Consider the following 24,166-nt stretch of genomic DNA (forward strand, 5'->3'; position numbering starts at 1 on the left):
CCGCCCTCGCGCGTTGCGCCTGCGCGTCGGCCTGCGCCGCCATCCAGGTGTCCAGGTCGTCGGGCGCCACGTCCATCAGGCGCAGCGCGCCGGCCATGACGTCGTGGAAGACTGGCGCGGCGACGGCGCCGCCGCCGTAGCCGTGGCCCTTGCTCGCATCCGGCTCGTTGATCAGCACCACCATCGCGAACCGCGGGTTGCTGGCCGGCACCAGGCCGGCGAACAGCGACGAGTAGCGGCGCGAGTAGCCGCCCTCGCTCGCCTGCCGCGACGTGCCGGTCTTGCCGGCGACGCGATAGCCGAGGATCGCCGCGCGCGTGGCGGTGCCCCCGGGCAGCGTCACCGTCTCCATCATCCGCACGACCTCGGCCGCGACCTCCGGATCGATCACCTGCTCCGATTCGCCCGGCTGCCCCTTGACGAAGCTCGGGGCGATGCGGCGGCCGCCGTTGCCCAGGGTCACGTAGGCCTGCGCGACCTGCAGGGGCGTGGCCGACAGGCCGTAGCCGTAGGAAATCGTCGCCTTGGACGATCCGCTCCAGTTGGCCGGGCTGGGCAGCACGCCGGAGGACTCGCCGGGGAAGCCGCTGCCGGTGGAGTGGCCGTAGCCGACGCTGGTCAGGAACGCGTGGAAGTCCTTGTCCGGAAGCCTCTGCGCGATCTTGATCGAGCCCACGTTCGAGCTCTTGGTGATCACGCCGGTGACGTCGAGCAGGCCGTAGTTGCGCAGGTCGCGCGGGGTGAAGCGGCCGAGCGCGATCCAGCCGGGGCTGGTGTCGATGGGCGTGCTCGGCGTCACCACGCGCGCTTCCAGCGCCGCGGCCACGGTGAACGGCTTCATGGTCGACCCGGGCTCGACCACGTCGGTGACCGCGCGGTTGCGGCGCGCGTCGCGGTCGCGCGCGTCGACGGCGTTGGGGTTGTAGGAAGGGAGGTTGGCCATCGCCAGCACCTCGCCGGTCGCCACGTCCAGCACGACCGCCGAACCGCTGCTGGCGGAGTGCTCGACGAGCGCCTCCTTGAGCTCGCGGTAGGCCAGATACTGGATCCGGCGGTCGATGGACAGCGTGAGGTCGCGGCCGGGTTCCGGCGCGGCCAGCAGGTCCACGTTCTCGACGATCCGGCCCCGGCGGTCGCGGATGACCTTCTTGCGGCCCGGGGTGCCGCGCAGCCACTCGTCGAAGGCCAGCTCCAGGCCTTCCTGGCCCTGGTCGTCGATGTTGGTGAAGCCCAGCACGTGGGCCAGCGCCTCGCCCTGCGGGTAGAAGCGGCGGAACTCGCGCTGGCTGGCGACGCCCGGGATGCCGAGCGCGAGGATCGCCTGCGCGTCGGCCGGGTTCATGCGCCGCTTGAGGTAGACGAACTCCTTGTCCGCGCGCTGGCCCAGCTTGCGCACCAGGTGCTCGTGCGGGACGTCCAGCGCCTTCGCCAGTTCGGGCAGGCGGTCCGGCGCCTTGAGCAGTTCCTGCGGGTTCGCCCACACCGACTCGACCGGCGAGGAGACCGCCAGCGGTTCGCCGTGGCGGTCGGTGATCATGCCGCGCGACACCGGGATCGGCAGTTCGCGCAGGAACCGCGCGTCGCCCTGGCGGCGGTAGAAGGCATCGTCCACCAGCTGCAGGTCGACCGCGCGCACCACCAGCGCCAGCGAGCACAGCGCCAGCGTGCCGCCGACCAGCGCCAACCGCCCGCGCAGGTTGAACTGGCCCGCCCGCGCGCGCGCCGCGGGGCGCGGCACGGCCTTGCGGCCGCGTCCGGTCTTGGCGTCCTTGCGCGGCCAGCCGATCACGGACGCACCACCACGATGTCCTCGGGCGCCGGGAAGCGCATGTCCAGGCGACGGCGCGCGACCTGGTCGACGCGGTTGCTCTCCGCCCAGGTGGCCTGCTCGAGCTGCAGGCGGCCGAACTCGATCTCCAGCTCGTCGCGCGCGGCCTGCAGCCGCGTCAGGTTGGAGAACAGCTGGCGGTGTTCATGGCGCGCGTGCACGACCGCGATCGCCGAGCCGATGTTGGCGGCGACCAGGAGGGCAAGCAGGGCGTGCCGGCGGGGCGTCATGCGTCGCCTCCGTCGCCGAGCCGCTCGGCCACGCGCAGCACCGCGCTGCGGGCGCGCGGATTGGCGTCCACCTCGGCCTGGTCGGCCTTCACCGCCCCGCCGATGGCGCGCAGGGTCGGGGTGAACGCGACTTCGACCGGACGACGGCGGTCGGCCGGCGGCGCCTTCGCGCGCGCGGCGATGAAGCGCTTGACGATCCGGTCCTCGAGCGAGTGGAAGCTGATCACGGCCAGCCGGCCACCCGGCCGCAGGCGCGCGAACGCCGCCTCCAGCCCCGCCTCGAGGTCCTCGAGTTCGCGGTTCACGTGGATGCGGATGGCCTGGAAGCTGCGCGTGGCCGGATGGATCTTCGCCGCGCCGCGCGGCATCGCGCGGGCGATCAGTTCGGCGAGCTGGGCGGTGCGTTCGATCGGGTGGGAGGCGCGCGCGGCCACGATGGCGCGCGCGATCCGGCGCGACTGGCGCTCCTCGCCATAGGTCCAGAGCACGTCCGCGATCTCGCGCTCGTCGGCGCGCGCCAGCCATTGCGCCGCGGACTCGCCGGACGAGGTGTCCATGCGCATGTCCAGCGGGCCGTCCTTGGAGAACGAGAAGCCGCGGCCGGCCACGTCCAGCTGCGGCGAGGACACGCCCAGGTCGAGGAGCACGCCGTCCAGGCCGCCGGCGGCGGCCTCCCAGCGGCCCATCTCCGCGAAGCTGCCGTGGAAGACGGCCACGCGGGGATCGGCGCCGAATTCACGCCGGGCTTCCGCGATCGCCTCCGGGTCCTTGTCCATCAGCAGCAGCCGGCCTCCGGGGCCGAGTCGTTGCAGCACCCCGCGCGCATGGCCGCCGCGCCCGAACGTGCCATCCAGGTAGGTTCCGTCCGGCCTCACGCGCAGGCCTTCCAGGGTCTGCGCGAACAGGACGGGAAGGTGGCCGGACCGGGCATCCGGGCCACCGCCCGTCACAGCTGCAGGTCGAGCAGCTCCCCGCCCAGGTCCTCGTCAGAGAGCGTCTGCCGGATCTGGTCGTGGTGGGCCTGCTCGCTCCACAGCTCGAACTTGTCCCCCATGCCCAGCAGCACGGCGCGCCGTTCGATGCCGACGGCGGCGCGGTGGCTGGCGGGAATGGAGATGCGGCCGCTGCCGTCCGGCTCGACGAACGCCGCGGCGCCGACCAGCTTGAGCTGGAGCAGGCGGCTGTTCTTCCGGGTGCGCGGCAGCGCGTTGATCTGGTCGCGCACCGTTTCCCACACCTGGTGGGGATACAGGTACAGGCAACCGGACTCGAAGGGGTTGTAGGTCAGGACGAGGCGGTTTCCGCAGGCACGGGCGACGTCGTCGCGCCAGGCGGTGGGAATCGCCAGGCGGCCCTTGTCGTCGATGGTGATGGCGGTCTCGCCCTGGAACATCGCCTGCCCGGTGGGGTGCCCGTCTGCGGCGGGCTTCTGCCACGGGATTCCCCGGCTTCCCCGGATTTCCCACGTGGCGCCACCTTAGGAGCGCCCCACAGGGTTGTCAACAAGTTTCGCGGGCAATTTCGCTTTTGCCGTCAATGGCTTGCGACGAACTTCAGAGAATTGTTCAAGACTTATCCACTAGCTGCTGTTTCGTCTCATTTTTTGAGATTAGGGACCTTCGAAGGCAGGGGCCCCGCGACCGATCCACGATGAGGCGAGGCCTGTGCTGCATCGCAGCAGGCGGGACCGCGGCCGGGCTTCCGGACCGACGCCACGGTCTGATGCCGCGGGGTCGCTTGTCCCTCGGTCAGGGCTCCCTTCGGGAGTCCGGCCCGGCGCATAGCGCCGGGCGTTCGCCCGGACGCGCGGCAGTGCCGCGCAAGCCGTCCGCGCTCACCCTGCCCTGACTCGGGCGCAGGCCATCCCTGGCCTGCTCTGCGCGACCCCACGCCATCAGCCCGCGGCTCACCGCTGCTGCACGCCGCCTCCTTCGATTCGGATCAACACCTGAAAGGCGTAGCCCACCCCTGTCGAGGGCATCCCCCCCGCGGGCACCTGGTCGCGATAGATGGCGGCTTCGAAGAACCCAACCGAAGGATCACCGGGACAGACGAAACGAGCTGCGGACTGGTGGGCGGTGTTCGCGTCCAGCTGGCCATGGATGGCCAGCGCCCGAGTCAGGGCAGGATGCCCTGATCGAGGGAAGAGCGAATTCCGCCCACCAGGCCGGAGCGTCGGGCCGCAAGCCCGCACACTGCGGGAGGGTCGTCGAGAGGATGGAGGGGGCGGAGCCGGCCTGTAAGCCGGGTTCTGTCGTGGACAGTCATTCCTCTAGGCCATGCGTCACCGCATGGCTCGAGCAGCCTACCCGGAGGCACCGCGGGCCGCGGCATAGCCTCCCTATTTGGCCTTGCTCCCGGTGGGGTTTGCCGTGCCGGCCTGTTGCCAGGCTCGCGGTGCGCTCTTACCGCACCGTTTCACCCTTGCCTGTGCCCTTGCGGGCCATCGGCGGTCTGCTCTCTGTTGCACTTTCCGTCGGCTCGCGCCGCCCAGGCGTTACCTGGCACCGTGCCCTGTGGAGCCCGGACTTTCCTCGGCACCCCCGAAGGGATGACGCGACTGCCTGGCCGACTCCGCCGCGCGCATTCTACTCCGCGCTGCCGTACAGGGCCTTGCGCGGCGCGCCGGTGAGTTCAGCCGCGAGCCTGGCGGCGGCCGAGGGCGGGAGGTGGGTGGCGAGCTTCGCGTAGACCCGGCGGCCCTCGGCCACCCGCGCGTCCGCGTCCTCCGGCGCGCCCTGGACCACCACCACGAACTCGCCCTTGCGCTGGTCGGGATCGGCCTCGAGCCTGGCCACCAGCGTGTCGAGCGGGCCGTCGAGCACTGTTTCGAAGAGCTTGGTCAGTTCCCGGGCCACCACGGCGGGGCGGTCGCCGCCGAAGGCGCCGGCCATGTCCGCGAGGCTCTCGGCGATGCGGTGGGACGACTCGTAGAACACCAGCGTGCGCGACTCGCCCGCCAGGCCTGCCAGGCGCTCCCGGCGCGCACCGGCCTTCGCGGGCAGGAAGCCCTCGAACACGAACCGGTCGCTCGGCACGCCCGCCACGCTCATCGCCGCGATCGCGGCGCACGGGCCAGGCAGCGGCGAGACCCGCACGCCGGCGGCACGCGCGGCGCGCACCAGCCGGAACCCGGGATCGCTGACCAGCGGCGTGCCCGCGTCCGACACCAGCGCGAGGGACTCGCCGGACTGGAGCCGGGCCACCAGCTGCGCCGCGAGCGCGTCCTCGTTGTGCTCGTGCAGCGCGACCAGCGGGCGTTCGATGCCGAAATGCGCCAGCAGCTGCCGCGTGCGGCGCGTGTCCTCTGCGCAGACCGCGGCGACCGTCGACAGCACCTCGCGCGCCCGGGACGAGAGGTCGCCCAGGTTGCCGATCGGGGTGGCGACGACGTGGAGCGTGCCGGCGGTCGGGACGCCGGCGCGGCCGGCGCCGGCGGCTTCGGGAGCGTGCATCGTGCCTCCACCAACGGGATGGTTAGAATCCTAGCGGTTTCCAACGGGGCGCCGCGCGGCGCGACAACCGATGCCTGACCGCACCAACCGGGCCGCGCGCCCGACGCAGCACCGCACGCCCTCCCCTGCCCGGTTCGTCCTTGCGACGCCCTTGCTCGCGCTGGCGCTCGCCGCCGGCTGCGCGAGCACCGTGCGCGTCAGCGAGACGGTCGCCCCGGCGCCGCAGGCGCAACAGGTCGACGCGGACTTCGCCGCCGCGGCCGACCTGGCGCGCGCGCATGTGGGCCTGGCCGGCCAGGCGCGCGCCGACAACGCCGCGCGCATCGACGCCCTGCTGGCGCGCATCGACGACGCCACGCTGGCGCGCGAAGCCGCTGCGCTCCCGCCGGGCGATCCGCTGTACGCCTTCGCCGGCCGCGCGCTGCTCAGCCGCGGGCTCGCCCTGCCCCGCCCGTTCGATTCGGACGGCCTCTGGTCGCTCGACGGCCGCATGCCCGCCGAGGCGGACGGCTACCGCCCGCCCGCGAAGGTGGCGATGCTGCTGCCGTTGACCGGCGACCTGGCGCGCGCTGCCGCGCCGGTGCGCGACGGCTTCCTTGCCGGCTACCACGGCGAGACCCGGCGCAAACCGGAGGTCGTGTTCCACGACACCGCGATGGGCGGGCCGCTGGCGGCATACAACCGCGCGGTCGCCGACGGCGCGGACTTCGTCGTCGGACCTCTGGGCCGCGACGAAGTGGCGTCGGTGTTCGCCAGCGGCGCGCTGTCGGTGCCGATGCTGGCGCTGAACCGTGCGCAGGATGCGCCGCCCGCCGGCCATGCGAGTTTCTCCCTGTCGCCCGAGGACGAGGGCATCGCCGCGGCCGAGTACCTGCTGCAGCGCGGCCAGCGGCGCGCGCTGGTGCTGGTCGGCACCGACGAGAGCCTGGGGCGGTCGGCGCAGGCGTTCGCCCAGCACTTCGAGGCGCGGGGCGGTTCGGTCGCGCAGACCTTCTACGTCGGCGGCGAGACCGCGGACCTCGCGGCCGCGTTGCGCGTCGCCGCGGGTGCCGGCCTGCCGACCCCGCCGCCGGCCGCCGAGGGTCCGCCCGCGACGGTGCCGGCCGCCGACGCCGTGTTCCTGGCCGTGCGTGCGCCGAAGGCGCGCGAAGTCGTGCCGCAGTTGTCGATGGCCGGCCTGTCGGGGCTGCCGCGCGTGGCCACGTCGCAGCTCACGCTCGGCACCGGCGATGCCGGCGAGGACGCGCTGCTCGACGGCATCGCGTTCCCGGCCGAAACCTGGACCGTGCGCGGCGTGGCGGGCCTGCCGTCGGCCGACGCGCTGGGTGCGCGCCTGCCCACCGCACGCGGCGGCGCGGCGCGGCTGTTCGCGTTCGGCTACGACGCCTGGCTGCTGACGGCGTACCCCGAGCTCGCCGCGGGCATGGTCGAGGGCAAGCTGCGCGGCGCGACCGGCGTTCTGGCGATCGACGCGGTCGGCAACGTGCTGCGTTCCCCGGCGTGGTCGACCTTCCGCGGTGGACGCCAGGTCCCGCTGGCCGATGGCGCCGGCGGCTGAGCCGCGCATCGATCGCCGTGCGCGCGGCGCCGCGGTCGAGGCCGCGGCCGCCGCGCACCTGCAGCGCGAAGGGCTCCGCCCGGTGGCGGCGAACGCCAGCTATCGCACGGGCGAACTCGACCTGGTGATGCTCGACGAGGATGGCGACGCGACCACCGTCGTCTTCGTCGAGGTGCGCTACCGCGCCGGACGCGGCTTCGGGGGCGGCGCGGCCTCGGTCGATGTCCGCAAGCGCCGGCGGCTGGTCCGCGCGGCGCAGCTGTTCCTCTCGCGCCACCGTGGCCTCGCCGACGCGCCCTGCCGCTTCGATGTCGTCGAAGCCAGCGGCGATCCGGCCACGCCGCGCCTGCACTGGATCCGCGACGCGTTCCGCGCGGACGACTGCTGACCGGGCGGGCGCCGCCCCGCGGGACGATAATCGCCGCATGGCCGACCTCCCCGACGCCCTCGACCGCGAACTCGCCGCCCTGCTCGGCGACGGCTGGCGCCGCGATCCCGACGAGCGCCTGACCTACGGCTACGACAACTCGCGGCGCCTCGCGGTGCCCGATGCGGTGGCCCTGCCACGCGACACCGGCCAGGTCGTCGCGCTCGTGCGGGCCTGCCGCGCGCACCGCGTGCCGATCGTCGCGCGCGGGCGCGGGACCAACACGACCGCCGCCGCGGTGCCGCTGGCCGGTGGGGTGGTCGTGTCGTTCGAACGCATGGACCGGATCGTCGCCATCCGTCCCGGCGACCGCTGCGCGGTGGTACAGCCCGGCGTGCTCAACGGCGACCTGCAGCGCGCGCTCGCGCCGCACGGGTTGTTCTGGCCGCCGGATCCGACCAGCGCGGACTTCTCCACCATCGGCGGCAACCTTGCCTGCAACGCGGGCGGCCCGCGGGCGGTGAAGTACGGCGCGACGCGCGACAACGTACTCGCCCTCACCGTGGTCACCGGCGCGGGCGAGCTGCTGCGGCTCGGCAGCGAGACCACCAAGGGCGCGACCGGCTACGACCTGCAGCGGCTGGTCGTCGGCAGCGAGGGCACGCTGGCGCTGGTGGTGGAGGCGAGCCTGCGGCTGGTGCCGAAGCCGACGCGGCGCCGCGCGATCCGCGCGCTGTACCGCGACGTCGAATCCGCCGCGGCGGCCGTCGCGCGGTTGATGGCGCAGCCGCAGACACCGTCGATGCTCGAATTCATGGATGGCGACTGCGTGCGCCTGGCGCGCACCGTCGGTGGCGCGGACCTGCCGGAGGATGCCGGCGCGCTGTTGATGCTCGAGGCCGATGGGGACGACGACAGCCTGCCGTCCGCGGTGGAGGCGGTCATGGCCGCGGCCGGCGGCGACGGGCTCGTCGCCATCGACGACGCGGCCGACGAGGCCGCCGCGGCGTCGCTGTGGGCCGCGCGCAAGGCGCTGTCGCCCGCGCTGCGCACGCTGGCGCCGGGAAAGATCAACGAGGACGTGGTCGTCCCGGTGTCGCGGATTCCCGAACTGGTCTCCGGCGTGCAGTCGCTGTCGCGCGAGTTCGCGTTGCCGATCGTCAGCTTCGGCCACGCCGGCAACGGCAACCTGCACGTCAACATCCTGTACGACCCGTCGGATGCGGACCAGTCCGGACGCGCCGACGCCGCGCTGGCGGGCGTGTTCGAACTGGCGATCGAACTGGGCGGAACGCTGTCCGGCGAACACGGCATCGGCCTGCTCAAGCGCGACTTCATGGCCCGGGCGGTGGGCGCACCGACGCTGGGGCTGATGCGCGGGGTGAAGCGCGTGTTCGATCCGGACGGCATCCTCAACCCGGGCAAGCTGCTGCCCGACGGATGATCCACCCCGTGCAACCCGCACGAGGATTGCACAGCCACTTACCGACCCCCGTAGGAGCGCGCCTACGCGCGCGATTGCCCGGTGGCCAGGATGTCGCGGCGCAGGCGATCGCGGGCGTAGGCCCGCGCCTACAGCGGCACGGCCGGTAAAGGCGATTCCATCCGGCGCGAGACCGATGAATCCATGTCCCACCGTAGGAGCGCGCCTACGCGCGCGATTGCGCGGAGGTCAGGTCGTCGGGGCGCAGGCGATCGCGGGCGTAGGCCCGCTCCTACGGGGGATGGGGATGTGGCGGATCGATCGGTAGGAGCGCACCTGCGTGCGCGATTGCTTTCGGAGACGCGTCGCGCGCGGCGGGCGTGACGCCGGCGTCACGCGAAATGCTCGTGCCCGGCACGCGGCGGCTGCCACGCGCTGCCGTCGGCGTGCTTCGCGCGCACGCCCACGCCCGGCACGACGCGGCCCACGATGGTGGCGTCGAGGCCGACGGCCTGCAGCGCCGCGCGCACCGCGTCGCGATCGACGGCAGCGGCCGTGAAGCACAGTTCGTAGTCGTCGCCGCCCGTGGCCTGCAGGGCGAGGCGCCGCGCATCGTCGGGGAAAGCCGCGCGGAGTGCGTCGGACGCCGGCAACGCCTCGATGTCGAGGTCGATGGCCAGGCCGCTCGCGGTCGCGACATGGCCGGCATCCGCGACCAGCCCGTCCGAAACGTCGATCGCCGCGTGCGCCAGTCCGGCGAGGGCGTGGCCGGCCGCCAGCCTCGGCACGGGCCGGTCCAGGCGCGGCCGCAGGATCGCGAGCGACTGCAGTTCCCCCGCCTCGGCCGCGCGCAGTACCGGCGCCGCTTCGCACACCGGGGTCACGATCGCCTCCGAGGCCTGCAGCAGCGCCAGCGCGCCCGCGGCATCGCCCAGCGTGCCCGTCACCCAAACGTCATCCCCGACGCGCGCACCGCTGCGCAGGAGCGCCTGCGGCGCATCGACGAACCCGTGCACGGTCACGCAGATCGACAATGGCCCCCGGGTCGTGTCGCCGCCCACGAGGGCGACATCGTGCGCTCCCGCCAGGTCCAGCAAGCCGTCGAGGAACGCGTCGATCCAGGCGTCGTCCGCCTGCGGCAGCGAGAGCGACAGCGTGCACCACGCGGGCAGCGCGCCCATGGCCGCGAGGTCGGACAGGTTGACGGCCAGCGCCTTCCAGCCGATGTCGGCGGGCGCGGTGTCGACGGGGAAGTGGATGCCGGCGTTGAGCGTGTCGGTGGCGACCACGAGGGATCGATGGGCCGGCACCTGCAGCAGCGCGGCGTCGTCGCCGATGCCGAGCAGGACGTCGTCGCGCGCGGTCGCGCGGGCGCGGATGCGGGCGATGAGATCGAATTCGGGCATGGGGTGGGTCCGATGCCGAGATGCAGGTCCCTCGCTGTGCTCGGGACGACAGGGGTTTTGGCTAGTCGCGCGGGGCGCGGGCCTCGGTTTCGCGCCACTGGGCGGCGGCCTTGTCGAGGACGCCGTTGACGTAGGTGTGGCCGTGCTCGGAGCCGAAGCGCTTGGTGCTGTCGATGGCCTCGTTGATCACCACGCGGTAGGGAATGTCCATCCGGTGGCGGAGTTCGTACGCGGCGATGCGCAGCGCGGCGCGCTCGACCTGGTCGACCTGCTCGACGGGCCGGTCGAGGAAGCCGGCCAGCGCGGCGTCGAGGTCGGCCACGTGCGCGATGACGCCGCGCACCAGGTCCTCGAAGTACTCGAGGTCGGCGACTTCGTGCGCCTGCTCGTGCGCGAACTGGGCGATGACGCTGCGCGCGTCGCCGCCGGACACCTGCCAGGCGTAGACCGCCTGCAGCGCGCGGCGGCGCGCGCGCGAGCGCGCGACCGGGTCGATGCCGTCGCGGCGCCGGTTCATGGCAGTTGCTCCAGCAGGTGGGCCATCTCGATCGCGGCCAGCGCGGCCTCCTCGCCCTTGTTGCCGTGGGTGCCACCGGCGCGGGCCTCGGCGTCCTCGAAGCGTTCCACCGCGAGCACGCCGTTGAGCACCGGCATGCCGAAGTCCAGCGACACGCGCATCAACCCTTCCGCGCAGCGGTCGGCGACGTGCTCGTAGTGGCGGGTGTCGCCGCGCGCCACGCAACCGAGCGCGACCACCGCGGCGTGACCGCCGGCGGCCGCGAGCCGGGCCGCGACGAGCGGAAGCTCCCACGCACCGGGCACGCGGACCACGTCCACCGCGGCCTCGTCCACGCCGTTGTCGGCGAACACCTTGCGCGCGCCGGCCACCAGCGCATCGGTGATGCGCGGGTTCCAGCGGCTGGCGAGGATCGCGAAGCGCGCGCCGTCGGGGGCGCGCAGGTCGCCTTCGAGGTGGGGCATCGGGGCGGGGGTCCGGCGGGGGTGCGCAGTCTAGCGTAGCGCCGCGGGGCCGGCCGGATCGACGTACTCGACCACCTCCAGCCCGAAGCCGCCGAGCCCGACCTGCTTGCGCGGCGGACCCAGCACGCGCAGGCGTCCCAGGCCGAGGTCGGCCAGGATCTGGGCGCCCGCGCCGTTGCGGCGCCACTGGCCGACGTCCTTGCCGGAGGCCGCCTCCGGCTGCGCGCGCAGGCGGGCCAGCAGCGAGGCCGGGTCGCGAGGCGCCGACAGCACCACCATCACGCCCTGCCCCGCGGCGTCGATCGCGCGCAGCGCGTCGGTGGCATGCACGCCGAAGTCCTCGCGGCGCCAGTGGAGCAGGTCCGCCAACGGGTTCTCGACCTGCACGCGGACCAGCGTCGGGGTGGCCGCGTCCGGCGCGCCGCGCACCAGCGCGAAGTGCAGGTCGTGCGCGATGCGGTCGCGGTAGCAGACCATCCGGAACGGGCCGAACTCGGTGTCGATGTCGCGCTCCTCGATGCGCTCGACGGTGTGCTCGGTGGCGAGGCGGTGGGCGATCAGGTCGGCGATCGACCCCATCATCAAGCCGTGCTCGCGCGCGAACACCTCCAGTTCCGGCCGGCGGGCCATGGTCCCATCGGGGTTGAGGATCTCGACCAGCACGCCGGCCGGCTCCAGGCCGGCGAGCATCGACAGGTCGCCCGCGGCCTCCGTGTGGCCGGCACGGCTGAGCACGCCGCCGGGCTGGGACTGCAGCGGGAAGATGTGGCCCGGCTGGCTGAGGTCGGCCGGCTTGGCGTCCGGCCGCACGGCGGTGCGGATGGTGTGGGCGCGGTCGTACGCGCTGATGCCGGTGGTCACGCCCTCGGCCGCCTCGATCGAGACGGTGAAGTTCGTGTGGTGCTGCGAGGTGTTGTCGCGGACCATCGGCGGCAGGCCGAGCTGGCCGCAGCGCTCGCGCGTGAGCGACAGGCACACCAGGCCGCGCGCGTGCGTGACCATGAAGTTCACGTCCTGCGGCCGCACGAGCTCGGCGGCCATGATCAGGTCGCCCTCGTTCTCGCGGTCTTCGTCGTCGACGATCACGACCATCCGCCCGGCGCGGATCTCGTCGAGCAGGTCGGGGATGGGTGCGAAGGCCATGGCGATTCCGGAGGGCGTGGCGTGGGGGAAACCCGACCATTTTCGCCGATCGGCGGGGGTCGTGTCGCGCAAGTGCCTGATGGTGCTGTGTTCCGTGGATGGGACGGCCACGCGGCCCGCCCCTTCGCGGGCCTCCACCCGGGTGGACGCGGGCCGGATCGCGGACTAAAAAGCCCGCCGCTGCAGGACGCAGCGCTCATGACCAAAAGGAGTTGGACCCATGTTCGGAAAGACACGCCTGATCGGCCTGATCGTGCTGGGTGGCATCGCGCTCAGCGGATGCGACCTCGTCAAGTTCTTCCAGGACGCCTGTGACTACGACTCGGGCAGCGCCACCGCGACGTGCCGACCGAGTTTCGTGCTGAGGTCGCACAAGGCACCGATCACTTCCGCCGAGTTGGCGGCGTTCGACGCCAACGGGGTCGCCGCGGACCTGGGCCAAGGCAATGTCCCGGTGCTGTCCAACACGTCGACCGCAACGATCCGCCTGAAGGTGGACGACACCACCTACGCAAGCAGGACGTTCACCGTTAACCGGTCGGGCGATGCCCTCAGGCTGGCGGATCCGGTGATGGTCAACCGCTGGCTTCGCGCGACCGCGGTCGGTGCAACGGCGATCGAGATGGACATCGACGGCGTCCGCGTCGGATCCGTCACGGGCACGAACGTCTTCTCGCTCGTCCTGAAGTACCTTGGCACCGACGTCGCCGCGGCCACAGACTCGTGGCACCACGCGCAGTTCCCCGACGGGGACTTCCGTCGAATGCAGTAATCGCCAACGGAAGCCGGGCGCAAGCCCGGCTTCCCGCACGCATCAGGGACGAAAGCCAATGAAAGGAAGCAGAGCCGCATTACTTGCGCTTGCAGCGTTGCTAGTGGCAAGCCCCGTCCACGCAGAGGTTCGCCTGTTCTTCAACTGGTTCACCGGGCATCCCACGACGCTTCGGACGCAACTCGGCGGCGGTCCTCCCGTGGCACCGGCCGGGTTTGCCGACATCCACATCGATCGGATCGATGATCGGTTCCGGGTCGCGTGGAAGCTCCATCCGGACGCGACATGCAGGTCGACACCGAGCCGGCAGGCACTCCAGCGCGCGTCGCGTTCGATGGCAGCCGCCGCCCGGGCGCCCGAGGTACGACGTGCACTGAAGGAACTTCCGGTAGCCGTCACCATCCACCTGGTCCCGGAAGGCCGCTCCTTCGCGTTGCGCGAGGGAATCTTCCGCCTCGGCGGAACCGAGGCCAGCATCGCGGTCGGTGTGCACATGGCATGCGACGACATCGAATCCGCACCGGCCAGGGGTGCACTGGCAGTGGCGCACGAACTCACGCACGTGAAACTCCATCGCCGCGACCTGCACCTGGTCAACAACGAGGCGCTCGCGTACACCGCGCAGGCCTGCAGCTGGCTCGACTCCGCGGGGCGCATTCCTTCGACGCTGGAGGTCGCGCACGTCCTGCCACCCATCCTGCTCGATCTCTTCACCCAGGACACGCCGAGAGAATTTCTCGGACTTCGTTTCCGCAATGAAACGCGCACAAGCCTCCGGGGCGGCGTCCTCGCACAGCTCAACCTCGGCCTCTTCCTGGGGACGGAACCGGTCGAGTCGGAAGCAGATCCGAGGTTTGCTTCCATCCGCGGCTACTGCGCCTGCGTCGAAGCACGGGCACCCGACTTCATGGACAGCAAACCCGGCGAACTCTGGCGCGACTCCAACGGCGCCACGTGCGGCGTCAGCGCGCCAGCAACCGCTCCGCGTAACGGGCGATGACGTCGACCTCCAGGTTGACCGGGTCGCCGGGCGCCGTGGCGCCGAACGCCGTGTGCGCGACGGTATGCGGGACCAGCGCGACCTCGAAGGCACCGTCGCCGCCGCCGGCGTCCGCGGCGGCGTCCTCGACCGCGTTGACCGTCAGGCTGACCCCGTCGACGCAGATCGAGCCCTTGGTGGCGAGGTAGCGCATCAGCCGCGCGGGCGCCGCGAAGCGCCAGCGTTGCGCGCGCGCGTCGCCGGTGACCGACAGCACGCGGCCGACGCCGTCCACGTGGCCGCTCACCAGGTGCCCGCCGAGGCGCGCGTCGGCGCGAAGCGCGCGCTCCAGGTTCACCGCGCGTCCGAGCTCGAGTTCCCCGAGCGTCGTCAGCGCGAGCGTTTCGTTGGAGGCGTCCGCCTCGAACCCGCCGTCGTCGAAGGCGACCACCGTCAGGCACGTGCCGTTGACGGCGATGCTCTCCCCCAGCGCCACGGCCGCGCCGTCGCCCCAGGGCAACGTGCCGATCGCGATGCGCAGGCGCGCGTCGCCGCCGCGCGCGTCGCGACCGGCCAGCGTGCCGACGCCCTCCACCAGCCCGGTGAACATCAGGCCGTCCCCTTACTGCGGGCATGGACGAACAGTGGCCAACGCACGTCGACCGGCACCGCGGCGTCGGGCCACGCGGCTTCGAACGTGGCGCGGTGCGCCTCGACCGGATCGTGGCCGGTGGCGTCCCGGCAGCGCCGGGAGGCCGAATAGCTGGCGAAGTAGCGCAGCAGGCGCGACAGCGGCCAGCGTGCGGTCATCGCGAACGCCGGCGCGTCCACCCGCTCGAACGGCCAGGCGAAACCCGCGTACGCCGCGTCGACCAACGCGCGTTCGGCGGGCCAGTGCGCCCGGATGTCGCGCTGGAACGCATCGTTCGCCGCGCGCAGCGACGCCGACACGACGACATCCCCGTAGCCCCAGGCCACCAGAACGCCGCCGGGGCGCAGCACGCGATCGCATCCGGCGAAGTACGCGTCGCGGTCGAACCAGTGCAGCGCCTGTGCGACGCAGGCGACGTCCGCGCTCCCGTCGGCCAGGCTGCAGGCCTCGGCGCGTTCGACCACGAACCGGACGTTGGACGGCCCACGGGCCTGCGCCACCTGGGCGACGCTCGGGTCGGTCGCGTGCACACGGTCGAAGCGCGTGGCCAGGTCCGCGGTGGCCTGCCCGCTGCCGCAGCCCGCCTCCCAGGCCAGCGCCCTGCCGGGGGCGATCGCGGCGATCCAGTCGAACAGCGCGTCGGGATAGTCCGGCCGGGCGCCGGCGTAGTCCGCCGCGACCGCCGAGAAGTGGTCGGCGAACGCCACGCGCGCGGTCATGGCCTGGCGGGTTCCGGCGGACGCAGCAGCACGCGCAGGTCGTGGCCGAACCGGCGCGTTTCCAGGATGTCGAGTCCCAGGCGCTCGCCCATCGTCGCGATGTCCAGGCCGTCGAACAGGGGCCGGGCCTCCGCGCCGAGCAGCACCGGCGCGACGTAGAGCAGCAACTCGTCGACCAGCCCGCTGGCCAGCAGCGCACCGGCCAGCGTGGCGCCGGTTTCCACCTGCACTTCGTTGATCTGCCGTTCCGCGAGGAGCTTCATCACGGCAAGCAGGTCGAACCCCCCGCGATGGACCGGCACGTGGACGCGCTCTGCAGTGAGGCCGCGAGGGGGCTTCACGTCAGGCGCATGGACGTACAGGGTGGGCGCGTCGCCCTCGCGCACCTTGCCGCGCGAGACCGTCGCCAGGCCCGGGTCCAGCACCACGCGCAGCGGCGGGACGAACGGCGTGTCGTCCCCGAGGCGGACCGTCAGCGACGGGTCGTCCGCCAGCACGGTGCCCGCGCCGGTGAGGATCGCGCCCGACCGTGCACGCCAGCGCTGGACGTCGGCACGCGACGCCTCGCCGCTGATCCACTTGGAGTCGCCGTCGGCGAGCGCGGACCGCCCGTCGAGGCTGCTCGCGAGCTTCACCCGGACCCACGGCCGGCCACGCACGATGCGGGACACGAATCCCCGGTTGAGCTCGCGCGCCTCGCGCTCGAGCAGGCCCACGTCGACCTGGATACCGGCCTGGCGCAGGACTTCGAGGCCGGCTCCGTCGACCTGGTCGAACGGATCGCGCATCGCCGCCACCACCCGCGCCACGCCGGCGCGCACGAGCGCGTCGGCGCATGGACCGGTGCGGCCGTCGTGCGCGCACGGCTCCAGCGTCACGTAGCAGGTCGCGCCGCGCGCGTCCTTGCCCGCCGCCTTGAGCGCATGCACTTCGGCATGCGGCTCGCCGGCGCGCACGTGCCAGCCCTCGCCGACGATCCGGTCGCCCTGCGCCAGCACGCAACCGACCATCGGGTTCGGCCGCGTGGTGTACGCGCCCTTGTCGGCCAGGCGCAGCGCACGTGCCATCAGCGCGTGGTCGATCGCGCTGAACGCGGGTCCGTCCATCGTCGTCTTCTTCATGGGCGTCGCTTCCCGGTGCGGCCCGCCGGTGCATCCGGATCCAGCAGCGGCAACTGGCCCTCGCCGGCGCTGTCGCTCTCCAGGCGGTCGAGTTCCTCGCGGAAATCCGCCACGTCCTCGAACGCGCGGTAGACCGAGGCGTAGCGGACGTAGCCGACGTGGTCGAGCTTGCGCAGTTCCGACATCACGAACTCGCCGACGCGGCGCGAGGCGACCTCGCGCTCGGCGGTCATGCGCAGCTGATGGACCACCGCGCGCACGGCGGCCTCCACCTCCTCCTCCGAGACCGGCCGCTTGTGCAGCGCGCGATCGAAGCCGTGGCGGAGCTTGCGCGCATCGAACGGCTCGCGCCGTCCGTCGCCCTTGATGATGGCGGGCAGCTTGAGTTCGATCGTCTCCAGCGTGGAGAAGCGCTCGCCGCAGGCGGCGCACTCGCGGCGCCGGCGGATGGTGGCGCCGTCCTCGGACACGCGCGAGTCGATCACCCGGGTGTCGTCGTGCTGGCAGAAGAGGCAGTGCATCAGCGTGCGCGGCTTCCGCCCGCAACCGATGTCGTTCCGAGCGCAGCGAGGAACCTGCTATTGCTCTTCATCCGCGGCGTGCACCGGAAACGCAGGTCCCTCACTGCGTTCGGGACGACAGGGGGGGTGGGGACGACGGGGGTGGCGCGATCGCGGTCAGCCATACACCGGGAACTTGCGGCACTGCGCGGTGACCTTGTCGCGGACCGAGGCGATCACGCCCTCGTCGGCGGGCGCGTCGAGCACGTCGCACATCCAGTTGGCCAGGTCCACGCAGTCCTGCTCGCCGTAGCCGCGGGTGGTGACCGCCGGGGTGCCGATGCGCAGGCCCGAGGTCACGAACGGCTTCTGCGGGTCGTTGGGCACCGCGTTCTTGTTGACGGTGATGTGGGCGCGGCCGAGGGCGGCCTCCGCCTCCTTGCCGGTGACCGCCTTGCCGGCCACTTCCTTGCCGATCATGTCGACCAGCATCAGGTGGTTCCCGGTGCCGCCGGACACGATGCGGTAGCCGCGTTCGATGATCGTGCGGGCCATCGCCTGGGCGTTCTTCACGACCTGCTGCTGGTAGCTCTTGAACCCCGGCTCGAGCGCCTCCTTGAACGCGACGGCCTTCGCGGCGATCACGTGCATGAGCGGCCCGCCCTGGATGCCCGGGAACACGATCGACTGCAGCTTCTTCTGCAGGTCCTCGTCCGGCGCCTTCGCGACGATGATGCCGCCGCGCGGACCGCGCAGGGTCTTGTGCGTGGTGGAGGTGACCACGTGGGCGTGCGGCAGCGGGTTCGGGTAGACACCCGCGGCGATCAGGCCGGCGACGTGCGCCATGTCCACGAACAGGTAGGCGCCGACCTTGTCGGCGATGGCGCGGAAGCGCGCCCAGTCCACCACCTGCGAGTACGCGGAGAAGCCGGCGACGACCATCTTCGGCTTGTGCTCGACGGCGAGGCGCTCGACCTCGTCGTAGTCGATCAGGCCCTGGTCGTTGACGCCGTACTGGGCGGCGTCGAAGAGCTTGCCGGAGATGTTGACCTTGGCGCCGTGGGTCAGGTGGCCGCCGTGGGCCAAGCTCATGCCCAGGATGCGGTCGCCCGGCTGCAGCAGCGACAGGTACACGGCCTGGTTGGCCTGCGAGCCGGAATGGGGCTGGACGTTCGCGTAGTCGGCGCCGAAGAGTTGCTTCACGCGGTCGATGGCCAGCCGCTCCGCGACGTCGACGTACTCGCAGCCGCCGTAGTAGCGCTTGCCCGGGTAGCCCTCGGCGTACTTGTTGGTCAGCACGCTGCCCTGGGCCTCGAGCACCCGCGGGCTGGCGTAGTTCTCGCTGGCGATCAGCTCGACGTGGTCCTCCTGGCGGCGGCGCTCGTCGGCGATCGCCTGGGCCAGTTCGGGGTCGAATCCTTCGATGCGGGCATCGCGCGGGAACATCGCCGCTCCGGGGGCTGGGGAAGGCCATGCAGTGTAGCGGCTCGGCCGTGGCGGCTGCCGGGGCGGAGGTGTGGTGGCTGCGGGCCGGGTGGCTGGCGCCCCCTTGGATCCGCTTCGGAGCGATCGCGCGCGTAGGCGCGCTCCTACAGGGGCAGGCGGGCGTCGTCGAATACCCCCGTAGGAGCGGGCCTACGCCCGCGATGCCCTTCGCGACGTCGCCGCGAACGGGTCCGTGACCGCCCGGGCGGATGCCCGCCCCTGCCCGCGGACGCGCCCACCGGCGCCGTGGCAGCGGCCGGCGGGATCACCGATAATGCGCGCTTCCCGCGATCCAGGCCGGCCCCTGCCCCCACAGGCAGGTCGCTGCCGTCCGCCTGCGAGCCGCGTCGCCCCACGCACCGAGAACGCATCCATGCAGTACATCTACACCATGAACGGCGTGTCCAAGACGGTCCCGCCGAAGCGCCAGATCATCAAGGACATCTCGCTGTCGTTCTTCCCCGGCGCCAAGATCGGCCTGCTGGGCCTGAACGGCTCGGGCAAGTCCACGGTGCTGCGGATCATGGCCGGCGTGGACCAGGACTTCACCGGCGAGGCGCGTCCGCAGGCCGGCATCAAGGTCGGCTACCTGCCGCAGGAGCCGGAGCTCGATCCGGAGCAGACCGTGCGCGAGGCGGTCGAGGAAGGCGTGGGCGACATCCTCAGGGCGCAGCACCGCCTGGACGAGGTGTACGCCGCCTACGCCGAGGAAGGCGCGGACTTTGACGCGCTGGCCAAGGAGCAGGAGCGCCTGGAGGCGATCCTGGCCTCGGGCGACGCGCACCTGCTCGAGCAGCAGCTCGAGGTCGCCGCCGACGCCCTGCGCCTGCCGCCGTGGGACGCGAAGATCGGCCCGCTGTCGGGCGGCGAGAAGCGCCGCGTCGCGCTGTGCCGCCTGCTGCTGTCGAAGCCGGACATGCTGCTGCTCGACGAGCCGACCAACCACCTGGACGCCGAGTCGGTCGAGTGGCTGGAGCAGTTCCTGGCCCGCTTCCCGGGCACCGTGGTGGCCGTCACCCACGACCGCTACTTCCTGGACAACGCCGCCGAGTGGATCCTCGAGCTCGACCGCGGCCGCGGCATCCCCTGGAAGGGCAACTACACCGAGTGGCTGGTGCAGAAGGAGGACCGCCTCAAGCGCGAGGAATCGCAGGAGAAGGCGCGCCAGAAGGCGATCCAGAAGGAGCTCGAGTGGGCGCGGCAGAACGCCAAGGGCGGCCGCTCCAAGGGCAAGGCGCGCCTGGCGCGGCTCGACGAGCTGCAGTCGGTCGACTACCAGCGCCGCAACGAGACCAACGAGATCTTCATCCCGCCGGGCGAGCGCCTGGGCAACTCGGTGGTCGAGTTCCGCAACGTGTCGAAGAAGTTCGGCGACCGGCTGCTGATCGACGACCTCAGCTTCATCGTCCCGCCGGGCGCGATCGTCGGCATCATCGGCCCGAACGGCGCCGGCAAGTCGACCCTGTTCAAGATGATCACCGGGCAGGAGAAGCCGGACTCGGGCGAGATCATCATGGGCCCGACCGTGAACCTGGCCTACGTCGACCAGAGCCGCGAGGCGCTGGAGGGCGACAAGAACGTGTGGGAGGAGGTGTCCGGCGGGCTGGACATCCTCAACATCAACGGCATCGAGATCCAGTCGCGCGCCTACATCGGCCGCTTCAACTTCAAGGGTTCCGACCAGCAGAAGCGCGTGGGTTCGCTCTCGGGCGGCGAGCGCGGCCGCCTGCACATGGCCAAGACCCTGCTCCAGGGCGGCAACGTGCTGCTGCTCGACGAGCCGTCCAACGACCTGGACGTCGAGACGCTGCGCGCGCTCGAGGACGCGCTGCTCGAGTTCCCGGGCAACGCCTTCGTGATCTCGCACGACCGCTGGTTCCTGGACCGCATCGCCACGCACATCCTGGCGTTCGAGGGCGACTCGCACGTGGAGTTCTTCCAGGGCAACTACCGCGAGTACGAGGAAGACAAGAAGCGCCGCCTGGGCGACGAGGCCGCCGGCCCGCACCGCCTGCGGTTCAAGGCGCTGAAGTGACCTCGCGGCGGCCCGGCCACGGCGTCATCCCCGCGAAGGCGGGGATCCATTTTCGCTTCGCCCGGCCCGACGTCGTCATCCCCGCGAAGGCGGGGATCCACTGCGGGGGGCAAGATGGATTCCCGCCTTCGCGGGAATGACGGCAGCGGGGTGGGAATGACGGCACCGGGGTGACGGCAGCGGGGTGGGAATGACGGCACCGGGGCGGGAATGACGGCAGCGGGCTGGGAATGACGGGCGGTTGGAAAGGACGGCCCGGTGGGAATGACGGCCGAGCGGGATGACGGTCAACCGGAGGGAGGTGGCGATGGGCTTCATGCAGGCACTGAGGGCACGCTGGGCGGACGCCGACACGCTGGTCTGCGTCGGGCTGGATCCGGAGCCGGCGAAGTTCCCCGCGCGGTTCGCCGGTGATCCCGATGCGGCGTTCGGTTTCTGCCGCGACATCGTCGACGCGACCGCCGGGTTCGCCTGCGCCTTCAAGCCGCAGATCGCCCACTTCGCGGCGCTCGGCGCCGAGGACGCCCTCGCCCGCCTCATCGCCCACGTGCACGCCGCCCACCCCGGCATCCCCGTGATCCTGGACGCCAAGCGCGGCGACATCGGCAGCACCGCGAAGCACTACGCGGCCGAGGCCTTCGACCGCTACGCCGCGGACGCGGTGACCGCCAACCCGTATCTCGGCCGGGATTCCGTGCAGCCGTTCCTGGACCGCGCCGACCGCGGCGTGGTGATCCTGTGCCGCACGTCCAACCCGGGCGCAGGCGACCTGCAGGACCTGGTGATCGATGGCCGTCCGCTGTACCAGCACGTCGCCCGGAAGGTGGCGGGCGAATGGAACGGGAATGGCAACTGCGCGCTGGTGGTCGGCGCGACCTGGCCGGAACAGTTGCGCGAGGTGCGCGCGATCGTCGGCGACATGCCGCTGCTTGTACCGGGCGTCGGCGCGCAGGGCGGCGACGCCGGGGCGGTGGTGCGCAACGCGCGCACGGCCGAGGGCACCGGCCTGCTGGTGAGTTCCTCGCGCGCGATCCTCTATGCCTCGGGGGGCGAGGATTTCGCCGACGCCGCCGCGGCCGCGGCGCGCGACCTGCGCGACCTGCTCAACCGCCACCGCTGACCGGTTCAGCCAGGTGCAGGACGGATGACCGCGGCATGACAGCCGCGCGCTAGCATCCGCGCGTGCCCGCCATACGGTCGCCCGCATGCACACCCCGCGTTCCGCCCTCCGCACCGCCGTCGCGCTCGGCCTGGTCGGCCTGCTCTCCACCGCCACCGCGCAGGCCGCGGACGGGCGACCGGCCGCGCCCGAGTGGTGGGGCAACGCCAACATCGGTTCGCACCATTTCGGCGACGAATCCGACTACCTGGCGCCCGGCGAGTCGTTCAACGAGTTCAACCCGGGCGTGGGCGTGGAGGCGCAATGGCGGCCGGCGCACGCGGTGGCGGCCGGCTGGTTCCACAACTCGCTCGAGGAAGGCTCGTTCTACGCCGTCTACCAGTTCACCCCGTTCGCGCTCGGGGACCACGTGCGCGTCGGCGCGTTCGGCGGCGTGGTCACCGGCTATCCGGGCTACAACGACGGCGGCATCGCGCCCGCGGGCGGCCTGGTGGCGAAGATCGAATGGACCCGCGTCGGGGCCAACCTGATCCTGCTGCCGCCGCTGGATGACGTCACGCCCGCCACGCTCGGCCTGCAGGTGAAGTTCCGCTTCCGCTAGCGCCGGGCCAGCGCGCGCAGCACCCCGAGCGGGAAGCGCGCCCAGATCATCGCCCCGACCGCGGCACGCAGCCACGCCGGCCGGCGCGCCGCCTCGAAGCGGCGGAAGTAGCGCCACAGGCCGCGGTGCTTGTGCCACTCCACGAAGACCGGCCGGGAGCGCGAGGACACGCCGCGCAGGTGCACCACGCGCACGTCGTTGGCGACCGCGACGGCGGCGCCGGCCTCGCGCGCGCGCCGGCACAGGTCCAGGTCCTCGGCATGCAGGCGGTAGCCGGTGTCGAAGCCATCGATGCGCGCGAACAGCCGCCATGGCATGAGCATCAGCGCGCCCGACACCGCGTCCACCCGCTGCAGGGGAGCGTCGCCGTCGAACGGCACCCCGAGGCGCGTCGCCGCCCAGGGGGCGCGCAGCATCGCGGCGAAGTCCGGGTCTCGGCGCCGCGCCGCGGCGTCGCGCACGCCCGCCTCGTCGACCAGGTCCGCGCCGACCAGCGCGTCGCCGCCGAGCGCCACGGCGTGTTCGCGCAGGCGGACCAGCGAGTCCGCATCGACCAGGCAATCCGGGTTCACGAAGGCGAGCCACGCGGGCGCGTCGTCGCGCAGGTCGGCCGCGCCCTGGTTGCAGGCCACGGCGAAGCCGGGGTTGTCGGGGTTGGCGACGAAGCGCACCCGCGGATCCGCCAGCGCGTGGCGCTGCACGACCGACACGGTGCCGTCGTCGGAGCCGTTGTCGACCACGCGGATCGCGGCAACGCCGCGCGCCGCGCGCAGCCGGTCCAGGCACTCGCCGATCGTCGCCTCGCTCCGGTAGGTCACCACGACCGCGCCGATCGCGTCGCCGGACCCGCTCATGGCACGGCCTCGGCGGCCGGCGCCGGGAGCGCTGCGCCGGAGGCCGCGTCATCGGTGGGGGCGGCTGCCGGCGCCGCGGCGCCGGGAAACAGGTCGGGCTGCGGGCCGGCGGCGTCGCGGGCGGCCAGCCGGCGCGCAAGTTCCTCGCGCAGCGGCCGCAGCGGGTCGTCCATCAGGAACCGGGCCAGGCGCGCGTGCCACGCCGGCCAGCGCGCGGCCAGCGCGTCGAGGTCGCCGTCGAACGGCGCACCCTCGCGTTCGCGCGCGACGAAGGCGGTGTCGCACAGCGCGTTGCGCCAACCCAGGCCCGCCAGGCGCAGCGACAGGTCGACCAGCGCCGCGTACCACGAGCCGAAGCTGTCCACGTCCAGTCCGCCGGCGCGCTGCAGGGCGCGCCCCCGGAGCGCGACCGCGTGGCCCACCGCCGAGGGCAGTTCGGGATGGCGCGGCGGCATCGCCGCGGCGGCCGGCGCGATGTCGGCCAACGGCGGCGCGGGCGCGATGTCACCGATGCGGGGCCACGCGGTCGCCTCGCCGGCGTTGCACCAGGGCGTCGCGGTGCCGATGGCGGGGTCGCGCCGCAGGCAGGCGGCCAGCTGCACCAGCCAGCCGGGCGCCGGCCGCGCGTCGGGCGCCAGCACCACGACGTCGGCATCGCCGCAGGCGGCGAGCAGTTCGTGCAGGTGCGCGCTCTCGCCGACCGGGCGCTGCCGCCGGGTGTAGTGCGCCTGCAACCGGGTGCGCGCCAGCCAGCCGTCGACGATCGCCAGCGCGCGCGGGCCTGCGGCCGCGTCGTCCGCCAGCCACACGCGCGTGCCGCGCGGCGTGCCCGCCTCCAGCGAGGCCAGGCAGGCGTCGAGCGCGTCGTCGTCCGGGCCCAGCGGCAGCAGCACCACCGGCAGGGCATCCGCGGTGGGTGCGGAAGCGGTCACGCGGC

The 24,166-nt window shown here is 72.7% G+C and carries 22 protein-coding genes, 1 other RNA gene and 2 pseudogenes; 8 read left to right on the forward strand and 17 right to left on the reverse strand.

Annotation, left to right across the window (positions count from 1 at the left end; all coding sequences use genetic code 11):
• Positions 1 to 28: 28 nt before the first annotated feature.
• The 6 genes and pseudogenes from ACYU7H_RS04000 to rsmI form a co-directional block, all read right to left on the reverse strand.
• Positions 29 to 1,789 (reverse strand): annotated as a pseudogene (locus ACYU7H_RS04000) (peptidoglycan D,D-transpeptidase FtsI family protein); the annotation flags it as partial.
• Positions 1,786 to 2,058, reverse strand: coding sequence for a cell division protein FtsL (ftsL, locus tag ACYU7H_RS04005; RefSeq protein ID WP_460812664.1), 273 nt, complete (start codon positions 2,056 to 2,058; stop codon positions 1,786 to 1,788). The pseudogene ACYU7H_RS04000 and the gene ftsL, both read right to left, overlap by 4 nt.
• On the reverse strand, positions 2,055 to 3,008 hold the full coding sequence (rsmH, locus tag ACYU7H_RS04010) for a 16S rRNA (cytosine(1402)-N(4))-methyltransferase RsmH (protein WP_460812666.1): 954 nt from the start codon (positions 3,006 to 3,008) through the stop codon (positions 2,055 to 2,057). Before rsmH ends, ftsL begins: the two co-directional genes overlap by 4 nt.
• Positions 3,005 to 3,451 (reverse strand): division/cell wall cluster transcriptional repressor MraZ, encoded by a 447-nt coding sequence (gene mraZ, locus ACYU7H_RS04015; protein WP_460812668.1) that lies wholly within the window; start codon positions 3,449 to 3,451, stop codon positions 3,005 to 3,007. Before mraZ ends, rsmH begins: the two co-directional genes overlap by 4 nt.
• 831 nt (positions 3,452 to 4,282) lie before the next feature.
• Positions 4,283 to 4,634: RNase P RNA component class A (gene rnpB, locus ACYU7H_RS04020), an RNA gene on the reverse strand.
• Positions 4,635 to 4,646: 12 nt separating this feature from the next.
• On the reverse strand, positions 4,647 to 5,513 hold the full coding sequence (gene rsmI, locus ACYU7H_RS04025; RefSeq protein ID WP_460812670.1) for a 16S rRNA (cytidine(1402)-2'-O)-methyltransferase: 867 nt from the start codon (positions 5,511 to 5,513) through the stop codon (positions 4,647 to 4,649).
• Between the two features lie 70 nt (positions 5,514 to 5,583).
• On the opposite strand from rsmI, the gene ACYU7H_RS04030 reads away from it, so the two are divergent.
• From ACYU7H_RS04030 to ACYU7H_RS04040, 3 genes are read left to right on the forward strand one after another with little or no spacing between them, the layout of a single operon-like run.
• Positions 5,584 to 7,071, forward strand: coding sequence for a penicillin-binding protein activator (locus ACYU7H_RS04030; protein ID WP_460812672.1), 1,488 nt, complete (start codon positions 5,584 to 5,586; stop codon positions 7,069 to 7,071).
• Positions 7,055 to 7,459 carry a YraN family protein gene (locus ACYU7H_RS04035; protein WP_460812673.1) on the forward strand — a complete coding sequence of 135 codons (405 nt, stop codon included), beginning with the start codon at positions 7,055 to 7,057 and terminating at the stop codon, positions 7,457 to 7,459. Before ACYU7H_RS04030 ends, ACYU7H_RS04035 begins: the two co-directional genes overlap by 17 nt.
• Positions 7,460 to 7,496: 37 nt before the next feature.
• Positions 7,497 to 8,882 (forward strand): FAD-binding oxidoreductase, encoded by a 1,386-nt coding sequence (locus tag ACYU7H_RS04040; protein WP_460812675.1) that lies wholly within the window; start codon positions 7,497 to 7,499, stop codon positions 8,880 to 8,882.
• A gap of 371 nt (positions 8,883 to 9,253) precedes the next feature.
• Here ACYU7H_RS04040 and thiL read toward each other — a convergent pair whose 3' ends face one another.
• The 4 genes from thiL to ribB form a co-directional block, all read right to left on the reverse strand.
• Positions 9,254 to 10,267, reverse strand: coding sequence for a thiamine-phosphate kinase (thiL, locus tag ACYU7H_RS04045; RefSeq protein WP_460812677.1), 1,014 nt, complete (start codon positions 10,265 to 10,267; stop codon positions 9,254 to 9,256).
• A gap of 61 nt (positions 10,268 to 10,328) precedes the next feature.
• The gene (gene nusB / locus ACYU7H_RS04050) at positions 10,329 to 10,784 is read right to left on the reverse strand and encodes a transcription antitermination factor NusB (RefSeq protein WP_460812678.1); all 456 of its coding nucleotides are present in this window, start codon (positions 10,782 to 10,784) and stop codon (positions 10,329 to 10,331) included.
• Positions 10,781 to 11,248 (reverse strand): 6,7-dimethyl-8-ribityllumazine synthase, encoded by a 468-nt coding sequence (gene ribH / locus ACYU7H_RS04055; RefSeq protein WP_460812680.1) that lies wholly within the window; start codon positions 11,246 to 11,248, stop codon positions 10,781 to 10,783. Before ribH ends, nusB begins: the two co-directional genes overlap by 4 nt.
• 30 nt (positions 11,249 to 11,278) lie before the next feature.
• Entirely contained in the window at positions 11,279 to 12,391 is a 1,113-nt protein-coding gene (gene ribB, locus ACYU7H_RS04060) for a 3,4-dihydroxy-2-butanone-4-phosphate synthase (RefSeq protein WP_460812682.1), read from the reverse strand.
• A gap of 220 nt (positions 12,392 to 12,611) precedes the next feature.
• Here ribB and ACYU7H_RS04065 point away from each other — a divergent pair, with 220 nt between their 5' ends.
• Together ACYU7H_RS04065 and ACYU7H_RS04070 are read left to right on the forward strand one after the other, a co-directional pair.
• The gene (locus tag ACYU7H_RS04065; RefSeq protein ID WP_460812683.1) at positions 12,612 to 13,163 is read left to right on the forward strand and encodes a hypothetical protein; all 552 of its coding nucleotides are present in this window, start codon (positions 12,612 to 12,614) and stop codon (positions 13,161 to 13,163) included.
• 58 nt (positions 13,164 to 13,221) lie between these two features.
• A complete protein-coding gene (locus tag ACYU7H_RS04070) occupies positions 13,222 to 14,163 on the forward strand; it encodes a hypothetical protein (RefSeq protein ID WP_460812685.1) in 942 nt (313 codons plus the stop codon).
• Here ACYU7H_RS04070 and ACYU7H_RS04075 read toward each other — a convergent pair.
• The 5 genes from ACYU7H_RS04075 to glyA all read right to left on the reverse strand — a co-directional run bounded on the left by ACYU7H_RS04075 (position 14,126) and on the right by glyA (position 18,580).
• Positions 14,126 to 14,752 (reverse strand): riboflavin synthase, encoded by a 627-nt coding sequence (locus tag ACYU7H_RS04075; protein ID WP_460812687.1) that lies wholly within the window; start codon positions 14,750 to 14,752, stop codon positions 14,126 to 14,128. The two genes, ACYU7H_RS04070 and ACYU7H_RS04075, sit on opposite strands and share 38 nt — an antisense overlap.
• Positions 14,752 to 15,513: a class I SAM-dependent methyltransferase gene (locus tag ACYU7H_RS04080; protein WP_460812689.1), complete on the reverse strand. Its 762-nt coding sequence runs from the start codon at positions 15,511 to 15,513 to the stop codon at positions 14,752 to 14,754. The genes ACYU7H_RS04075 and ACYU7H_RS04080 overlap by 1 nt, the downstream gene beginning before the upstream one ends.
• The gene (ribD, locus tag ACYU7H_RS04085; protein ID WP_460812691.1) at positions 15,510 to 16,634 is read right to left on the reverse strand and encodes a bifunctional diaminohydroxyphosphoribosylaminopyrimidine deaminase/5-amino-6-(5-phosphoribosylamino)uracil reductase RibD; all 1,125 of its coding nucleotides are present in this window, start codon (positions 16,632 to 16,634) and stop codon (positions 15,510 to 15,512) included. The genes ACYU7H_RS04080 and ribD overlap by 4 nt, the downstream gene beginning before the upstream one ends.
• Positions 16,631 to 17,155 (reverse strand): transcriptional regulator NrdR, encoded by a 525-nt coding sequence (gene nrdR, locus ACYU7H_RS04090; protein WP_460812693.1) that lies wholly within the window; start codon positions 17,153 to 17,155, stop codon positions 16,631 to 16,633. Before nrdR ends, ribD begins: the two co-directional genes overlap by 4 nt.
• A gap of 156 nt (positions 17,156 to 17,311) precedes the next feature.
• Positions 17,312 to 18,580 (reverse strand): serine hydroxymethyltransferase, encoded by a 1,269-nt coding sequence (glyA, locus tag ACYU7H_RS04095; protein ID WP_460812694.1) that lies wholly within the window; start codon positions 18,578 to 18,580, stop codon positions 17,312 to 17,314.
• A 412-nt stretch (positions 18,581 to 18,992) separates the two neighbouring features.
• On the opposite strand from glyA, the gene ettA reads away from it, so the two are divergent.
• The 3 genes from ettA (at position 18,993) to ACYU7H_RS04110 (ending at position 22,375) form a co-directional block, all read left to right on the forward strand.
• The gene (gene ettA / locus ACYU7H_RS04100) at positions 18,993 to 20,654 is read left to right on the forward strand and encodes an energy-dependent translational throttle protein EttA (protein ID WP_460812695.1); all 1,662 of its coding nucleotides are present in this window, start codon (positions 18,993 to 18,995) and stop codon (positions 20,652 to 20,654) included.
• Between the two features lie 307 nt (positions 20,655 to 20,961).
• The gene (gene pyrF, locus ACYU7H_RS04105) at positions 20,962 to 21,774 is read left to right on the forward strand and encodes an orotidine-5'-phosphate decarboxylase (protein WP_460813062.1); all 813 of its coding nucleotides are present in this window, start codon (positions 20,962 to 20,964) and stop codon (positions 21,772 to 21,774) included.
• 85 nt (positions 21,775 to 21,859) lie between these two features.
• Entirely contained in the window at positions 21,860 to 22,375 is a 516-nt protein-coding gene (locus ACYU7H_RS04110; protein WP_460812697.1) for a hypothetical protein, read from the forward strand.
• Here ACYU7H_RS04110 and ACYU7H_RS04115 read toward each other — a convergent pair.
• Both ACYU7H_RS04115 and ACYU7H_RS04120 read right to left on the reverse strand, forming a co-directional pair.
• On the reverse strand, positions 22,372 to 23,229 hold the full coding sequence (locus tag ACYU7H_RS04115; RefSeq protein WP_460812698.1) for a glycosyltransferase family 2 protein: 858 nt from the start codon (positions 23,227 to 23,229) through the stop codon (positions 22,372 to 22,374). The two genes, ACYU7H_RS04110 and ACYU7H_RS04115, sit on opposite strands and share 4 nt — an antisense overlap.
• Positions 23,230 to 23,318: 89 nt before the next feature.
• Positions 23,319 to 24,161, reverse strand: a pseudogene (locus ACYU7H_RS04120) (glycosyltransferase family 2 protein); the annotation flags it as partial.
• Positions 24,162 to 24,166 lie beyond the last annotated feature (5 nt).

It is taken from the genome of Luteimonas pelagia, assembly GCF_054776035.1.

Coding starts and splice junctions, on each gene's coding strand:
- ribH (WP_460812680.1), bottom strand. CDS start 11,248: ATGCCCCACCTCGAAGGCGACCTGCGCGCCCCCGACGGCGCGCGCTTC.
- ACYU7H_RS04040 (WP_460812675.1), top strand. CDS start 7,497: ATGGCCGACCTCCCCGACGCCCTCGACCGCGAACTCGCCGCCCTGCTC.
- ribB (WP_460812682.1), bottom strand. CDS start 12,391: ATGGCCTTCGCACCCATCCCCGACCTGCTCGACGAGATCCGCGCCGGG.
- ettA (WP_460812695.1), top strand. CDS start 18,993: ATGCAGTACATCTACACCATGAACGGCGTGTCCAAGACGGTCCCGCCG.
- ACYU7H_RS04070 (WP_460812685.1), top strand. CDS start 13,222: ATGAAAGGAAGCAGAGCCGCATTACTTGCGCTTGCAGCGTTGCTAGTG.
- ftsL (WP_460812664.1), bottom strand. CDS start 2,058: ATGACGCCCCGCCGGCACGCCCTGCTTGCCCTCCTGGTCGCCGCCAAC.
- pyrF (WP_460813062.1), top strand. CDS start 20,962: ATGGGCTTCATGCAGGCACTGAGGGCACGCTGGGCGGACGCCGACACG.
- glyA (WP_460812694.1), bottom strand. CDS start 18,580: ATGTTCCCGCGCGATGCCCGCATCGAAGGATTCGACCCCGAACTGGCC.
- nusB (WP_460812678.1), bottom strand. CDS start 10,784: ATGAACCGGCGCCGCGACGGCATCGACCCGGTCGCGCGCTCGCGCGCG.
- ACYU7H_RS04035 (WP_460812673.1), top strand. CDS start 7,055: ATGGCGCCGGCGGCTGAGCCGCGCATCGATCGCCGTGCGCGCGGCGCC.
- ACYU7H_RS04115 (WP_460812698.1), bottom strand. CDS start 23,229: ATGAGCGGGTCCGGCGACGCGATCGGCGCGGTCGTGGTGACCTACCGG.
- rsmI (WP_460812670.1), bottom strand. CDS start 5,513: ATGCACGCTCCCGAAGCCGCCGGCGCCGGCCGCGCCGGCGTCCCGACC.
- ACYU7H_RS04110 (WP_460812697.1), top strand. CDS start 21,860: ATGCACACCCCGCGTTCCGCCCTCCGCACCGCCGTCGCGCTCGGCCTG.
- ACYU7H_RS04080 (WP_460812689.1), bottom strand. CDS start 15,513: ATGACCGCGCGCGTGGCGTTCGCCGACCACTTCTCGGCGGTCGCGGCG.
- ribD (WP_460812691.1), bottom strand. CDS start 16,634: ATGAAGAAGACGACGATGGACGGACCCGCGTTCAGCGCGATCGACCAC.
- thiL (WP_460812677.1), bottom strand. CDS start 10,267: ATGCCCGAATTCGATCTCATCGCCCGCATCCGCGCCCGCGCGACCGCG.
- ACYU7H_RS04075 (WP_460812687.1), bottom strand. CDS start 14,752: ATGTTCACCGGGCTGGTGGAGGGCGTCGGCACGCTGGCCGGTCGCGAC.
- nrdR (WP_460812693.1), bottom strand. CDS start 17,155: ATGCACTGCCTCTTCTGCCAGCACGACGACACCCGGGTGATCGACTCG.
- ACYU7H_RS04065 (WP_460812683.1), top strand. CDS start 12,612: ATGTTCGGAAAGACACGCCTGATCGGCCTGATCGTGCTGGGTGGCATC.
- mraZ (WP_460812668.1), bottom strand. CDS start 3,451: ATGTTCCAGGGCGAGACCGCCATCACCATCGACGACAAGGGCCGCCTG.
- ACYU7H_RS04030 (WP_460812672.1), top strand. CDS start 5,584: ATGCCTGACCGCACCAACCGGGCCGCGCGCCCGACGCAGCACCGCACG.